Raw genomic sequence first — 13,768 nt, 5'->3', positions numbered from 1 at the left:
CAATATTTCTATTTATCTTCTTTTCCAAGGGTACCAAAAGGAAGCCCCAGTGTATTTTCCAAATCAAGTACTGCGCTGATAAGCTCGAACTTTTTAGATTCTCTGTCTGTTTTAGCCTTTAAAAGTGCATCTGCCGTACTCTGCAGGGTAAGCAGGTCGCGGGAACCATGATTGTAAGCAGTAAGTGTCATATCATAAGTCTTTTGAGCCAGCTCAACATTGCGGTCAATCAAATCCATCTGACTCTGCTTTTGAAGGATGTTTTTGATGCTGTTCTGCAGATTAAGCTGGACACTTGTGCGCTCATTTTCCAGCTGAAGTTTTAAGTCCTGCAAAGTGGCTTTCTGACTGGCAATGCTGTTGGCTCCATTTGACCATGGAAGATAGCCGTCAAGAGGAATACGAAGGCTTAAAGAAAGAGAATGACTTTCCTGATTCTGTTTAAAATCTTCTACACTATCGTTTCCACCCAAGCCCCAGGAATAACTTGCAGAAATCGATGGTCCGTAGGCTGAAAATCTTGTTGCAAGTAAAGAGTTTTCCTGCTGCTCTATACTGGCCTTTAATTTTTTGATGGAAGGCAGTTCCTCAACAGTCTGATTTACAGAAAAAGATTCCGGCGGAACTGCATCTGAAAGAGAACCCGAAAGCTCAATTTTTTCATTCTGCGAAAGGCCAAGAGTCTGCTTAAATGAAGCAATATTGTTCTGATAAGCAATTTCTGCAGATTCAATATTAGGACGAAGGCTTTCGTAGCTGTACTGAGACTGCAAAAGATCCAGTTCAGAAAGCTGACCACGGTTATACTTGTCACGGTTATTTTCATAACGGATGCGTGCAGTTTCCATATTGCGGCGCTGCAGATTCATACTCTCTTTAGTATAAAGAAGGCTGTAAAAAAGCTTACGAACATTCAGCTCTATCTGGCGAACAGCATCTTCATAGGAAGTTTTTCCGCTTTCGTACTGAAGACTTGCGGCCCTTATTGAAGTGTACAAAGAAGGTGTAAGAGAAAGGCTTACAGAAGCCCCCATTTGATAGGTATATTTCTGTTTTGCCTCCATATCTGTAACGATGCCATCCAGAGGCTTAGTAAAACTTCCGCTCAAACTAGCAGAAGGACTTACCCCGTTCCAGGAGGTTTTATTGCGGCGTTCCAGAGTTTCAAGGCTGATTCTCTGGCGTTTTAACGAAATATTATTATCCGCTGCCAGAATAACGGCCTCATCTACAGTGATAGATCTGACTTTTTCTGAACCAGCCTGTGCATTCAGGGAAAAAGCGCAGAATAAAGCAATTGCTGCAAAAATTATACGTTTCATATTCTTTCCATTATATATACTCATATACAATATAACAAAATAACAAATTATTTTATAGAAAATTACTATATCATTTTAGAAAAATCTGTTATTTTTTATATAGATGCTGAAACAAGTTCAGCATGACTGAAAAAAAATGAGCAGCGAGAAAGTTTTTTCATCTGATGTAAAAAATACAGCTGCACTTCTGGAAGAGTTTTTCTCAAAACACGAATATCTTTCTTCCGAAGAAAAGGCTGAAGTAACAAAAGCATGGTCTCTTCTTGTAGAAAAAGCAGGCGACAGAGTGCGCGAGTGCGGTAAGCCTTACTATCTCCACCCTCTCAGGGTTGCAAACATTCTGGCCGAAAGCAAGCTCGACAGCCCTACCCTGGTAGCCGCCATCCTTCATTCCATAAAGGATTTTGATGTAAGCGATGAAGAGATTGCTAAAGAGTTCGGCGAAAACATCAGTAAAATCGTTCTTACAGTAAATAAGATTCTCAATCTGCCTATAAACACAAAGACAATGCATCAGTCAGATGCCATCCGCAATATGCTTTTTGCCATGTGCGACGATGCGCGTATTATTCTAATTACCCTTGCAGACCGCCTGGACCGAATCCGCAATATCAAGAGCTTTACAGCAGCCGACCAGCACATGATTGCCAGCGCCGTTATAGAAATCTGGGCTCCACTTGCAGACAGACTTGGAATGCAGGCAGAAAAAAATGAGTTTGAAGATTTGAGCCTTAAATATACTAACCCTTCTGTTTTCCAGCAGATTAAGGCAATTGTTTCTCAGAAAAAAGATGAACGGGCCAGCTATCTGGAAAAGGCAGTTAACAGCATCTATAAATCAGCTGATAAGATGGGTATGAAGATTGAGATTCAAAGCCGCGCAAAGCACTTTTATTCAATCTATCAGAAGATGAGAAAGCGCAATAAAGAGGCCGGAGAACTTTTTGACCTGCTTGCCCTGCGCATTCTCTGTAATACTCCGGCTGAATGCTACACCCTTGTTGGAATTGTACACGGACTGTGGAAGCCTCTGGATGGTCGTTTTAAGGACTACATCGCTATGCCAAAGGCAAACGGTTATCAGTCACTTCATACAACAGTTATGTGTGAAGGAAAGCCTCTTGAGATTCAGATTCGTACCCACGACATGCACAACATGGCTGAGCACGGAATTGCTTCTCACTGGCTCTATAAAAAAGGATCTTCCCGCGAGCTGATTGAAGAAGACCGTCTTGCCATTTACAACAAACTCCAGCAGTTTAAAGACAGTCTTACAGAAGGCAACAATTTTGAAACCCTAAAAAACGAACTGCTTGGCGACGAGATTTACGTTTTCACACCAAAGGGTGATGTAAAAAAACTTCCTATGGGAGCAACCGCGATAGACTTTGCCTATGCGGTTCATACAGCTGTCGGCGAAAAAATTATTGCCGCTAAGGCTGACGGAAAAATCATTCCTCTTTCCCGCCCCCTGCAAAATACACAGATTATTGAAGTAATCACAAATCCTCAGGCTCATCCTACTGAGTCTCAGCTTAAGCTTGTAAAAACTACAAAGGCTCACCAGAAGATTCACTCCTGGCTTATGGCAAACGACCCTACCTTCAGTGAACGACTGGCCCTTAAGGCAGAAGAACAGGCAAATGCCGCAGGCATTGAAGGAACAGTAGGACTTGCAGGCGGTGGAGCAACACACTTTATCCGGGCAAAAAAATCCCGTCCTAAAAAGGGAAAGCCGGAAGCGGCTCCAGAACAGAGACCTCATAAAAAATGCGGAGTACTTGTACAGGGAGAACGCAGGGTTCTTTACAATATTGCCCAGTGCTGTAAACCGGAATATCCAGATCTGATTGCGGGCTACGTAACAAGAACAAAAGGAGTTTCAATTCACCGCGCCGACTGTCTCATTTACCAGCGTATTCCTCATAAAGAAGAACGCAGCGTTGAAGTACAGTGGGATGAATAAAAGATGAAGGTGGTTTCAACAGGCCGACTTTGCGGCACTCAACCACCGAAAAACTCCTCATAATGATTCGTGTCACTCAGTCACCGATGAACTCTGCAACAGCCTTTCCATTCTCCTCATCAATATGAAGAATAGTCCAGGCCTCATTGAATCTGAAAGAAGGACAGCAATAATCTTTCAGACCAATGTCCTTATAATTGCAGCAATGATCATGACCGCCAAAATAACAGCAAACTTTATTCTGCAAAAATAATTTAATTAAAAGATTTCTTTCCGTTGTATCTCCAAGGCCAAAGGCAAGACGATATTCCGTGAGCGGATAATGCGAAAAAACGATTTTAGGTGAAGGGTCATTTTCAATCGCTTTTCTTAAAATATCATATTGTTTTGTACCAAGAGTACCATCACCTGTGTCGAAGCTATACCAGGAAAAGCTTGAAGTTTTGAAGGAATAAAATGATGAATGAGGATAACAGTTTTTCTGCCAGTTTCCCCAATGCGATTGATATATATCATGATTTCCACAGGTATTAAAAACAATTTTTATTCCGTAAAGAGATTTTAAGTTTTGGCAAAAATCAAGATATTCATCATATTCTGCCTGACATCCTGTATCAACAGCATCTCCAAGACAGATTGCAAACTCAGGTGCAGCAGCAGTTCCCTTTACAGAATCAAGCCAGTTATAAAGGCATTCAAGAGGAGCTTCCTTGAATTTATAACCAAAATGCGAGTCAGTTATAATTAAAACATTATAGCTCCCTGTCAGAGAGGAAATTCCTGACTCTGCAAAGACAGAATCTGTTTCATCATCAAGACAAAGCATTTCTTTTGATCTGCAGTCAACATTGTTTCCGTCATAGAAAATATTCCAGCTGCCGTAACAGGATGTAAAAAGAAGAGACGTAATAACTGTAAAAATCTTAAGCCAGTTTTTTTTCATCAGAAATACACCTTAATTGCTGTTTTATAATTGCATTCACTCAAATAAACTGCACTTGTTATCATATCAACATATTTAAATGATAAAGTTGATTCTAAACTTACATTATCCCTAAACTTATAGTCTGCTCCAAACTTAAAAAATGGAGTTCCTAAGAGAGGATAATCATAATAATCAACAGAAGCAATTGAACACCATACATTAAAGGCTGAGTTGATGTTCCAGTCGAATCTTAATCCAAGGAAAAAAGAATTCTTAAAAAGATTCAGCTGATAATTATTCACTTCATCAATAATTGATTTTTTTAGCATTAAACCAATTGCAAAATTTACATTAAAGAAGGAAGTCTTGCACCAGCAGAATCTGAGAGACGGAAGAAAATCATTTTCTGAGAACTCATTATAATATCTTGTAAAATGATAAGTAAAGCCAAGGCCAGCTCTGAACATACCATAGAAAGTCGGCATATAAAAAGCGTTGCCTGTAAAATCAAATGTATGAGGTTGAAATACGCTACCGCAGTCAAAATAAAGTTCTTTACAATCTGCAGTAAAAGAAGTATCGAAAGCGAAGGGGCCGGCGTGTAAATCATTTTTTAACCAGAGAGAAAATCCTCCTGAAAGGGACATTTCCGGTTTACCTTTTGTAAAAAAATTCACGTTCTGGCAAAAAGCAGAAAAAGAAAAAAACATGAAGCAGATTATCAGAAAGTTTCTTTTACAGATTTTTTTGCAGGCAGTCATTTTCATCTTCCGGTATCCCGGATTTTTCCTTCTACATAATCCGGGTCAAGAGTTCTAAGCAGAGTTCCATCCGGCAGCTTATGCTTAAGGTAAAGTGCTGTTGGATGACCGTCGCAGGTCCAGTTCATTTTAAGCCCGGTTTCTGAGTCTATGATTTCCCATTCGTCTGCTGGCACTTTGAGAGAGCAGAATTCCGGAGAAACAAATTCAATTACTTCGCCGGCACGAATCATATTCATACCCTTGCAGTCGTACATGTGCCAGCCCTCTTTTTTTTCAAAGCTGATGATGCGGCGATCCGGATGAACTTCGTAATCTTTTAAGCGGGCTTCGCGGGCCGCAGGGTGCATAGCTTCGAGTTCTTTTTGTGCAGCATCGTAGCGGGCGTGACCTTCTGTATAAAGTTTATCAAAAGCGGCACCGGTAATTTCCTCGCCTATTTCTGCCGCCAGCTGATATTTACTATCGCTGGCACCGGTAGTAGTTTCATCAGCATTAGATTTATCATAATAAAAACCGGTTGTGCTTTCGCGGTGGGCAACATTGTCGAGTTCGGCTATGTAAGGAGCAGCCTCTTCCTGACTGAGTTTTCCTTCCAGGGCATCCAGTGCTTTTCTATAAGCTCGTGTTACCATGGCAACATAATAAACACTCTTCATGCGGCCTTCAATTTTAAGGGAATCAACTCCGGCGTCGCGAAGGTCTGCAAGATGCTCAATCATGCGCAGGTCTTTAGAAGAAAGAATTGCCGTAAAGCCATCGCCCTCAAAAACCGGAAACTTTTCGCCAGGCCGCTGCTCTTCTTCCAAAGTAAGAAGACCGCTCTGGGCAAGGGCGCGCGCAGCCTCTAAGTTCTCGGCACAAGCCTTCCCGTCCACCTTAAAATTCCAGCGGCAGGTATGCGAACAAAAACCACTTTGAGCTGAGCGGCCTGTAAGGTAGGCGCTCATAAGACAACGGCCCGCGTAGGCAATACACATTGCCCCGTGAACAAAAGTTTCGAGCTCCATATCAGGCACAGCGTCCTTAATGCGGCGAATCTGTTCTATTGAAATTTCGCGGCCAAGAACAATGCGGCTGAAGCCCAGAGACTTATACATCTTAACCGCTTCGCTGTTTACGCAGCTGGCCTGTGTCGAAAGATGAAGCTGGGCATTAGGAAATTCTTTTTGAAGCAGAGGAACAATACCAATATCCTGAACAATAAAAGCATCTATAGGATACTGCTTAAAATAATCGAGGTTAGCTTTAAGGGCATCAATTTCTTCATCGTGAAAAGAAATGTTTAAGGCACAGTGAAGGCGGCGGCCGGGAAACTTTTCTTTAAGAGCCTGCACCTTTTTATATTCATCTTCGTAAAAATTATCTGCCTTTACGCGGAGAGAAAATTTTTTTAAACCGATATAAGCGGCATCTGCTCCGTAGGCATAAGCATAATATAATTTTTCAACATTGCCGGCCGGCGATAAAAGTTCCATAAGGTACCTCTGTCCTAAGCCTCAGACTTCAAACTGTGTTCAAGCTTTGGCTTGTTTTCTATCTGTACTGCAGCCTTGTCCATAGTTCCTTCAGTTACAACCTTACCAACCTTATCAAGAGCAAGATGAGATTCGTGAAGATATTCATCTGCCATCTGGAACATAAACATCATGTTTGGCCAGATATCAAGTACACATTCATTTCCCGCATTCTGCAGATTAAAGGCAAACTCTTTTGCATCATCCAGAAGTATTTCTTTTTCGCCCATCTGAATAAATACCGGAGGGAAATTCTGAAGAGAATCATCTCCCGCAAGCAGAGGAGAAACCATAGGGCTTTTTGTATTTGATTCGTAAGTATAAATAGAAGAGCTCTTGCGAAGGACGTCGCCGCTCATAACCTCATCGCTGATTTTTTTTGTTTGAATCAACTTTGAACATTCAGACACATCAAGCCATGGAGAAAAAAGAATTACCTGTTTGATACAGGAACGGTAGCGTTCACGTAAATTAAAAATGAGCGAACAGGCAATTGGAGCGGCTGAGCTGTCGGCGGCAATAATGATTTCCGGCAGCTGAGGCTTTGCTCCTTTTTCTGCATTGAGAGAGCAGGCAATCTGTTCTTCTGTAAAAAGAGATTTGAATACGTTCTGAATGTCTTCGTTAGCAGCAGGGAATGGGAAAGCCGGAGCCAGGCGGTACTCTGGAACAACTACGCGGCAAAAGCATTTTGTTGCAAGAGATGCACAGAAGCTGGCATAAGTAAGGCGGGAGCCGCCCACAAAAGAGCCTCCGTGAATATAAAGCATTACCCTGTTTGAAGAATAGATTTCCGGTGCCAGCACGTCGCATTCAACGTTGCCGTATTTATATTCAGTACGCTCAACTCCGTTTGGAAGGAATACAGTTTTAAAGCCTTCGTCGAGTTTTGCGCGGAAAGTGTCTACATTTGATTTTGATCCAAAGGTAAGCAGTTTAAGCTTTTTAATTGCACCTTTGCGGTCGTTTTTGTTTTCCATAGCTGATTATTATAGCAAAAAATCTTGTGTTCTGCTACAATAGGCGTCAATACACAAACAGGAGGATATTCTATGCCAATTAAAATTCAGTCAGATTTACCAGCATGTTCAATACTTGAAAAAGAGAATATCTTCGTCATGACCGAAAAACGGGCCCTGGAGCAGGACATCCGTCCTCTTAAAATTGCCATCGTAAATCTTATGCCTAACAAGGAAGTTACAGAAACTCAACTCCTTCGCCTTTTGGGTAACACTCCCCTTCAGATTGAAATCTCCCTTGTTCACATGGAAAATCATACAAGCAAAAATACTGATGAAAGTTACCTGGACCGTTTTTACATTCCTTCCAGCGAGCTCTACAATCAGAAGTTCGACGGAATGCTGATTACCGGCGCACCTCTCGAGCAGATTGAATTTACTGATGTTGATTACTGGGATGAGCTTTGCAAAATCATGGATTACGCAAGACAGAATGTTTATTCAACCCTGTATTTATGCTGGGGCTGCTTTGCGGGGCTTTATCATCATTATGGAATTCCAAAGCATGGACTCGAAAGAAAGATGTCAGGCATTTTTATGAATGAACGCTGTGTTGACGGCGACCCTCTGCTGCGAGGTTTTGATGACACCTTCCCTATTCCGCAGAGCCGTCATACTACTCTTGTAAAAGAAGATATCTTAAAACATCCTGAACTGGTAATTCTTGCAGAAAGTGCAGAAGCAGGCGTTACAATTTTGAAATCAAAAGACAACCGTGAAATCTTTATGACCGGTCATCTTGAATACGATACAATGACTCTGGCTCAGGAATACTACCGCGACACAGACAAGGGCATGAAGGTTCCGCTGCCAAAGAACTACTTCCCTACAAACAACGTAAACCGCATGCCTACAAGTTACTGGCGGGCAACGGCACACCTCTTCTATTCAAACTGGCTGAACTATTACGTTTATCAGGCAACGCCGTTTAATCTTTCGTCTATTAAGTAGCGAAAGCCAATAACAGTAAGCCCGGAAAAAAAATTGCCCATCAGCTACACTCTGTGGTGCGCTGCAGCAAGCTTGACTTGCTGTCAGCGTAGTCACAGCCGCGTAGCTGATGGGCTTTTTTTCCGGGCGTGTTATTGGATTTCGTTCCGTTAATAACTTATTAGTCTTCCTCTGTCAAAGCTTCAGTTGTATGAACTGTAACTGTTGTGTTGTAACAGTCGAACATTTTGTCTACGCCGGTTGGGCGGGTCTTTGATGTACAGAAGCTTACAAGAGGAACGATAATCAGAGAAGCCAGCATGCTGAATACACCAGAGTAAAGTGAGTTCTTGAAAATCAAACCAAGAACAGGTCCTGATACGTGGCAGAGACCAAGCGAAATGCTGAGCTGAATAATCATCATTACAACACCGAAGCAGAAAGAAGTTGCAACAGCAGCCTTACTTGTTTTCTTCCAGTAGAGACCGTAAAGGAAAGGAGCAAGGAAGGCACCTGAAAGAGCACCCCATGAAACACCCATGAGCTGAGCAATAAAGGTTACCTTTGACTTAGCCTGAACAATTGCAATTACTGCAGAAATTACAATGAATACTGCAACGAAAATGCGGAGTACAAAAAGATTCTTTTTATCAGATGATTCCTTCTTTTTAAATGAGTTGATGAAGTCGAGAGTAAGTGTTGAGCTTGAAGTCAAAACCAATGAAGAAAGAGTAGACATAGAAGCAGAGAGTACAAGAATCAAAACTACAGCAATAAGAACATCTCCGAGTCCCGAAAGCATTGTAGGAACAACAGCATCAAAACCTTCTGTCTTAACCTGCTCAGGTGTAAGGAAGAGACGGCCAAAGCCACCGAGGAAGTAACAACCGCCGGCGATGATGATGGCAAAGAATGTAGAAATCATTGTACCGATTTTTACAGAGCGTTCATTTTTGATTGCGTAGAACTTTCCAACCATCTGAGGAAGTCCCCAGGTTCCGAGAGAAGTAAGAAGAACTACAATCAGAAGGTAGAAAGGTTGAGGTCCCAGGAAGGAAGAGTAAGCCCCCTTCATAACTGGAGATTCAATTTCAGACATCAAAGCCATAGACTGCATAAAACCGCCGTTCTTAGAAAGAACTGCGAGGATTACTGCAACAATACCAATGAGCATGATGATTCCCTGAATGAAGTCGTTTACAGCAGTTGCCATATAACCACCTACGATTACGTAGATTGCAGTGAGTACAGCCATAACAATTACACAAACTGAATAGTCAACATTAAAAGCCATGCGGAAAAGGCGTGAAAGGCCGTTGAAAAGCGATGCTGTATAAGGAATCAAAAAGAGGAAAGTGATTGCAGAAGCAGCAACCTTGAGACCCTTTGATTCATAGCGCTGACCAAAGAAATCAGGCATGGTCTTTGAGTTCAAGTGCTGGGTCATAACGCGGGTGCGGCGACCGAGGATTGCCCAAGGCATAAGAGAACCAATGAAGGCATTTCCAAGACCAATCCAGGTTGAAGCAACACCAAAGTTCCAGCCGAACTGTCCGGCATAACCAACGAAGATTACGGCAGAAAAGTAAGAGGTACCGTAAGCAAAAGCGGTGAGCCAGGGACCTACGGTTCTGCCTCCCAAAACATAACCGTTTACATTGTTTGAAACTGCACGGCATTTAATACCTACAAAAATGAAAACGGCGAAGAAAACGATAAGTAAAGATAGTTTTATAATCATGATACTATGTATAATAACAAAAAAAACTTTTATTTACTAGTATTAAAAAAGTGCGCTATAATAAATCATTATGAAGCGAAAACATCTTTTTTGGATTATTCCGGCAGCCCTTGTTGGCGCAGTACTTTTATTTGTTATTCTTCTTTTTCTGTTTTTGACTGTTGTTGAATACAGACCTAAAGCTGTTGAAGACCTGCCTTTTACCAGTAAAAATGAAATGCTCATTCCAGGCAAAAGCTACTCTATTATGAGCTGGAATATCGGTTATTCTGGTCTTGGTAAAAATGAGGACTTCTTTATGGATGGCGGAAAGACAAGTCTGCCAAAATCAAAAGAAAATGTAGAGCAGTATTATAAAGGAATAAAAGAAACTATTGGAACTCATTATTCTGATATTCTTTTTATTCAGGAAATTGATGTAAAGTCAAAACGTTCATATAAAATCAATCAGTTTGAAGGAATCAATAATCTTACAGGAAAGGGCGGTGCCTTTGCCTACAACTACAAATGTCTTTTTGTTCCTATTCCTTTCCCTCCTATGGGACTCGTTGGAAGCGGCGTTTCAATTCACACAAGCTTTGAAACAACTTCTGCCCAGCGCCGTGCCCTTCCGGTTCCTTTTAAGTGGCCTATCCGCGTTGCAAACCTCAAGCGCTGTATGCTGGTTACCCGCATCCCTGTCTATGAAAACGGTGGTGATTCCGGCCGCGAGCTTGTGCTTGTAAACTTCCATCTGGAAGCTTATGACAGCGGAGAGGGTAAAATTGCTCAGACTAATATGCTTAAGGAATTCCTTGAGTCGGAATATGCAAAGGGAAATTATGTAATTGCCGGCGGCGACTTTAATCAGAAATTCCCGGGCTCTGAAGCCTTCCCTGTAATTGCACCAGACGGCTGGATTCCGGGACAGCTCGATGCAGACATGCTCGCTCCGGGCTGGGCTTTTGTTTATGATGATTCAAAACCTACCTGCCGTTCTCTCGAAGCACCTTACAATGATGAAAATGCCCGTGCCCACAAGTGGCAGTATTATGTAATTGACGGATTTATCATTTCGCCGAATGTTGAAAAGCTTTCTATGAATGTTATTGATGAAGATTTCCAGAACGCAGATCATAATCCGGTTTATATGAACTTCCAGCTAAAGTAGCGGCCAGCTGATATTTATGGAAGAAAAAATCCGAGCGGGAAGAAACCGGACAATTACATTAAGTGATGAAGACAGGACAAGGCTGCGTGGGCGGCTGGTTACGTTGAATCCGGTGGTTGAGTGCCCGACAGGGCGTATCGAAACCACCGTAAACCTCGAAAAAGTCGTACCCCCGGGTGGTTTCGATACGGCCTCTGGCCTACTCAACCACCGTACAGTACTCGACCGTACAATAAATGCCGACCTCTTACAGGCCCTTCCCCACCTGCCGGACTCCTTTGCAGATTTAATCATCATTGATCCTCCCTACAACCTCACAAAGAACTTTGGCGGTAAGGTATTTAACGAGCGCAAGGATAACGCTTATGAAGAATACCTTATGACCTGGTTTCCTCAAGTTTGCCGCAAGCTCAAGCCAAACGGCTCTCTTTACATGTGCGGCGACTGGAAGTGCACTGCCGCCCTGCAGCGGGTTATTGAGCGCGAGCTTACAATTTTAAACCGCATCACCTGGCAGAGAGAAAAAGGCCGGGGCGCAAAGGCCAACTGGAAAAACGGAATGGAAGATATCTGGTATGCAGTAAAAAATCCGGCTGATTATTATTTTGATTTAGAAGCCGTAAAGATTAAGCGCCGGGTAATTGCGCCTTACAGAGAGGGCGGCGCCGGTGGAAAGCCAAAGGACTGGGACGACAGCGAAGACGGTAAGTTCAGACTAACCTGCCCTTCTAATTTCTGGGATGATATAAGCGTGCCCTTCTGGTCTATGCCGGAAAACACAGACCACCCTACCCAGAAGCCGGAAAAGCTTTATGCAAAACTGATTCTGGCTTCGTCAAAGCCGGGTGATGTAGTTTTTGATCCATTCCTCGGAAGCGGTACAGCGAGCGTTGTTGCAAAAAAACTCGGCCGCCACTGGTGCGGAGTTGAACTGAGCGAAGAGTACTGTCTGCTTGCGGAAAAAAGACTTGAACTGGCAGAAAGCGATAAATCAATTCAGGGCTACAGCGACGGGGTCTTCTGGGAAAGAAACACTGCGGCACTGCAGAAGAAATAAGCGGCCCGACCCGCGGAGTCTGTCCCGTGAGAAAATGCACAAAGCCTTCACAATACTATTATCTCATAATGAATAAACCCTGCGGTTATGTTTGTGCGGCGGCTTCGGATTCTCATAAAACAGTTTACGAACTTTTGACACCGGAACTGCAGGAGCTGGTTAGCGAGGCGCCGCGGGGCTGCCGGCTTCACACCGTAGGCCGCCTGGACTGCGACACCAGCGGATTGTTATTAATAACTAACGACGGAAATTTTTCAAACAAAATTACCGCCGGTGCGGTGGTTAAGCCAGAAAGTACGGTGGTTGAGTGCCCGACAGGGCGTATCGAAACCACCGTAAACCTCGAAAAAGTCGTACCCCCGGGTGGTTTCGATACGGCCTCTGGCCTACTCAACCACCGTTTAACAAAAACCTATCGGGCAAAACTTGCAGCGCCGGTCTCTGTGGAAAATCAAAAAGAATACATAAACCGCGCCGCCACCGGCCTGATCCTTCCCCCAGAAAAAAAATATGGCGAGCAGAAAGCTCTGCCCGCCACAATTATTTTCGAAACTGCTTCAATCTGCAAAATTACCGTGACCGAAGGAAAGTTCCACGAGGTGCGCCGCATTTTCCGTGCCCTCGGCAACGAGGTCACAGAACTCGAACGTCTTGCCATCGGTAAACTCGAACTGCCGCCAGACCTCAAAGCCGGCCAGTGGCGTCCTCTTACCGATGACGAAAAAGAATTACTTATGTTCCTTTAAGTATTTTTTATACTCATTTGCAAGTTTTATATGAACCTTTTCATCTTTACTGTTTTCAGTAAGCCAGTTTCCAAAATAAGCATATCTTTCAGCAACATCTTCTGGAGGAGTAATACCTAATTCATTTTGAAGAGTCTGCATATCTCGGAAAGCCATCAATCTTCTAACAAAGATAATATAATAAACATACTGAGGATCTTTCCACACATAAGTAGATTTTCCGGTAAAATCACCCTTCTGGATTGCTGTATTACCTTCATTAATAAAGGAATACATATATTTTACATTCTGAGAAAAATTTGTGAAACCACCATAAACTGAACAGGAATCAAATACTCCTCCAAGAGAGGCAAAGCTTACAAAGAAAGTACGCTTATCATTATTCTCTTCACTGCCATCCTTCATGATGTATATATAATCTGAAGTCTCTTCATTCTTATAAAGCTGAACACCCTTATTCTCATAAGTCTTTGTAAGATTATAAGTTTCAATCAATTTATCAAGCTTTTTCTGATGATAAATATCTGCAGACTTCCATTTTGCACCTGCCGCAAAAAGACAAGTTGCAACCATCAAAACACTGAAAAAACAAATTAACTTTTTCATCATAAACTCCTTTTTTTCAATATATATA

At 42.5% G+C, this 13,768-nt stretch carries 12 protein-coding genes; 5 read left to right on the top strand and 7 right to left on the bottom strand.

Going from position 1 to position 13,768, the window contains the following annotated elements; all coding sequences use genetic code 11:
• Nucleotides 1-8: 8 nt before the first annotated feature.
• The gene (locus G626_RS0106500) at nucleotides 9-1,322 is read right to left on the bottom strand and encodes a TolC family protein (protein ID WP_022931978.1); all 1,314 of its coding nucleotides are present in this window, start codon (nucleotides 1,320-1,322) and stop codon (nucleotides 9-11) included.
• Between the two features lie 136 nt (nucleotides 1,323-1,458).
• Here G626_RS0106500 and G626_RS0106495 point away from each other — a divergent pair, with 136 nt between their 5' ends.
• On the top strand, nucleotides 1,459-3,288 hold the full coding sequence (locus G626_RS0106495) for a RelA/SpoT family protein (protein ID WP_022931977.1): 1,830 nt from the start codon (nucleotides 1,459-1,461) through the stop codon (nucleotides 3,286-3,288).
• Between the two features lie 76 nt (nucleotides 3,289-3,364).
• Here the strand turns inward: G626_RS0106495 and G626_RS17355 are convergent, their stop codons facing one another.
• From G626_RS17355 to G626_RS0106475, 4 genes are all read right to left on the bottom strand, one after another.
• Nucleotides 3,365-4,231: a metallophosphoesterase family protein gene (locus G626_RS17355; RefSeq protein WP_022931976.1), complete on the bottom strand. Its 867-nt coding sequence runs from the start codon at nucleotides 4,229-4,231 to the stop codon at nucleotides 3,365-3,367.
• Nucleotides 4,231-4,860 (bottom strand): hypothetical protein, encoded by a 630-nt coding sequence (locus tag G626_RS0106485; protein ID WP_156003219.1) that lies wholly within the window; start codon nucleotides 4,858-4,860, stop codon nucleotides 4,231-4,233. Before G626_RS0106485 ends, G626_RS17355 begins: the two co-directional genes overlap by 1 nt.
• Before the next feature lie 116 nt (nucleotides 4,861-4,976).
• A complete protein-coding gene (locus tag G626_RS15645) occupies nucleotides 4,977-6,452 on the bottom strand; it encodes a peptidase U32 family protein (RefSeq protein ID WP_022931974.1) in 1,476 nt (491 codons plus the stop codon).
• Nucleotides 6,453-6,466: 14 nt separating this feature from the next.
• Complete coding sequence (locus G626_RS0106475; RefSeq protein ID WP_022931973.1) at nucleotides 6,467-7,471, bottom strand: alpha/beta hydrolase fold domain-containing protein; 1,005 nt, start codon at nucleotides 7,469-7,471, stop codon at nucleotides 6,467-6,469.
• Between the two features lie 72 nt (nucleotides 7,472-7,543).
• Here G626_RS0106475 and G626_RS0106470 point away from each other — a divergent pair, with 72 nt between their 5' ends.
• Complete coding sequence (locus tag G626_RS0106470) at nucleotides 7,544-8,461, top strand: homoserine O-succinyltransferase (protein WP_022931972.1); 918 nt, start codon at nucleotides 7,544-7,546, stop codon at nucleotides 8,459-8,461.
• Between the two features lie 160 nt (nucleotides 8,462-8,621).
• Here the strand turns inward: G626_RS0106470 and G626_RS0106465 are convergent, their stop codons facing one another.
• Nucleotides 8,622-10,181, bottom strand: a complete 1,560-nt coding sequence (locus G626_RS0106465; RefSeq protein WP_022931971.1) for a sodium:solute symporter family protein — start codon at nucleotides 10,179-10,181, stop codon at nucleotides 8,622-8,624.
• 70 nt (nucleotides 10,182-10,251) lie between these two features.
• On the opposite strand from G626_RS0106465, the gene G626_RS0106460 reads away from it, so the two are divergent.
• The 3 genes from G626_RS0106460 (at nucleotide 10,252) to G626_RS17350 (ending at nucleotide 13,134) form a co-directional block, all read left to right on the top strand.
• Nucleotides 10,252-11,331: an endonuclease/exonuclease/phosphatase family protein gene (locus tag G626_RS0106460; RefSeq protein WP_022931970.1), complete on the top strand. Its 1,080-nt coding sequence runs from the start codon at nucleotides 10,252-10,254 to the stop codon at nucleotides 11,329-11,331.
• A gap of 16 nt (nucleotides 11,332-11,347) precedes the next feature.
• Nucleotides 11,348-12,388 (top strand): DNA-methyltransferase, encoded by a 1,041-nt coding sequence (locus G626_RS0106455; protein ID WP_027727016.1) that lies wholly within the window; start codon nucleotides 11,348-11,350, stop codon nucleotides 12,386-12,388.
• Nucleotides 12,389-12,456: 68 nt separating this feature from the next.
• Entirely contained in the window at nucleotides 12,457-13,134 is a 678-nt protein-coding gene (locus G626_RS17350) for a pseudouridine synthase (protein WP_156003216.1), read from the top strand.
• Here G626_RS17350 and G626_RS0106445 read toward each other — a convergent pair.
• Nucleotides 13,117-13,740 (bottom strand): hypothetical protein, encoded by a 624-nt coding sequence (locus G626_RS0106445; protein ID WP_022931968.1) that lies wholly within the window; start codon nucleotides 13,738-13,740, stop codon nucleotides 13,117-13,119. The two genes, G626_RS17350 and G626_RS0106445, sit on opposite strands and share 18 nt — an antisense overlap.
• Between the last annotated feature and the right edge of the window lie 28 nt (nucleotides 13,741-13,768).

The organism is Treponema bryantii NK4A124 (assembly GCF_000421345.1).
GTDB lineage: Bacteria > Spirochaetota > Spirochaetia > Treponematales > Treponemataceae > Treponema_D > Treponema_D bryantii_B.
Note: the sequence above shows the minus strand (reverse complement) of the source record. Positions and strands in the feature narration are given on the sequence as shown.

Coding starts and splice junctions, on each gene's coding strand:
- G626_RS0106500 (WP_022931978.1), bottom strand. CDS start 1,322: ATGAAACGTATAATTTTTGCAGCAATTGCTTTATTCTGCGCTTTTTCC.
- G626_RS0106495 (WP_022931977.1), top strand. CDS start 1,459: ATGAGCAGCGAGAAAGTTTTTTCATCTGATGTAAAAAATACAGCTGCA.
- G626_RS17355 (WP_022931976.1), bottom strand. CDS start 4,231: ATGAAAAAAAACTGGCTTAAGATTTTTACAGTTATTACGTCTCTTCTT.
- G626_RS0106485 (WP_156003219.1), bottom strand. CDS start 4,860: ATGTCCCTTTCAGGAGGATTTTCTCTCTGGTTAAAAAATGATTTACAC.
- G626_RS15645 (WP_022931974.1), bottom strand. CDS start 6,452: ATGGAACTTTTATCGCCGGCCGGCAATGTTGAAAAATTATATTATGCT.
- G626_RS0106475 (WP_022931973.1), bottom strand. CDS start 7,471: ATGGAAAACAAAAACGACCGCAAAGGTGCAATTAAAAAGCTTAAACTG.
- G626_RS0106470 (WP_022931972.1), top strand. CDS start 7,544: ATGCCAATTAAAATTCAGTCAGATTTACCAGCATGTTCAATACTTGAA.
- G626_RS0106465 (WP_022931971.1), bottom strand. CDS start 10,181: ATGATTATAAAACTATCTTTACTTATCGTTTTCTTCGCCGTTTTCATT.
- G626_RS0106460 (WP_022931970.1), top strand. CDS start 10,252: ATGAAGCGAAAACATCTTTTTTGGATTATTCCGGCAGCCCTTGTTGGC.
- G626_RS0106455 (WP_027727016.1), top strand. CDS start 11,348: ATGGAAGAAAAAATCCGAGCGGGAAGAAACCGGACAATTACATTAAGT.
- G626_RS17350 (WP_156003216.1), top strand. CDS start 12,457: ATGAATAAACCCTGCGGTTATGTTTGTGCGGCGGCTTCGGATTCTCAT.
- G626_RS0106445 (WP_022931968.1), bottom strand. CDS start 13,740: ATGAAAAAGTTAATTTGTTTTTTCAGTGTTTTGATGGTTGCAACTTGT.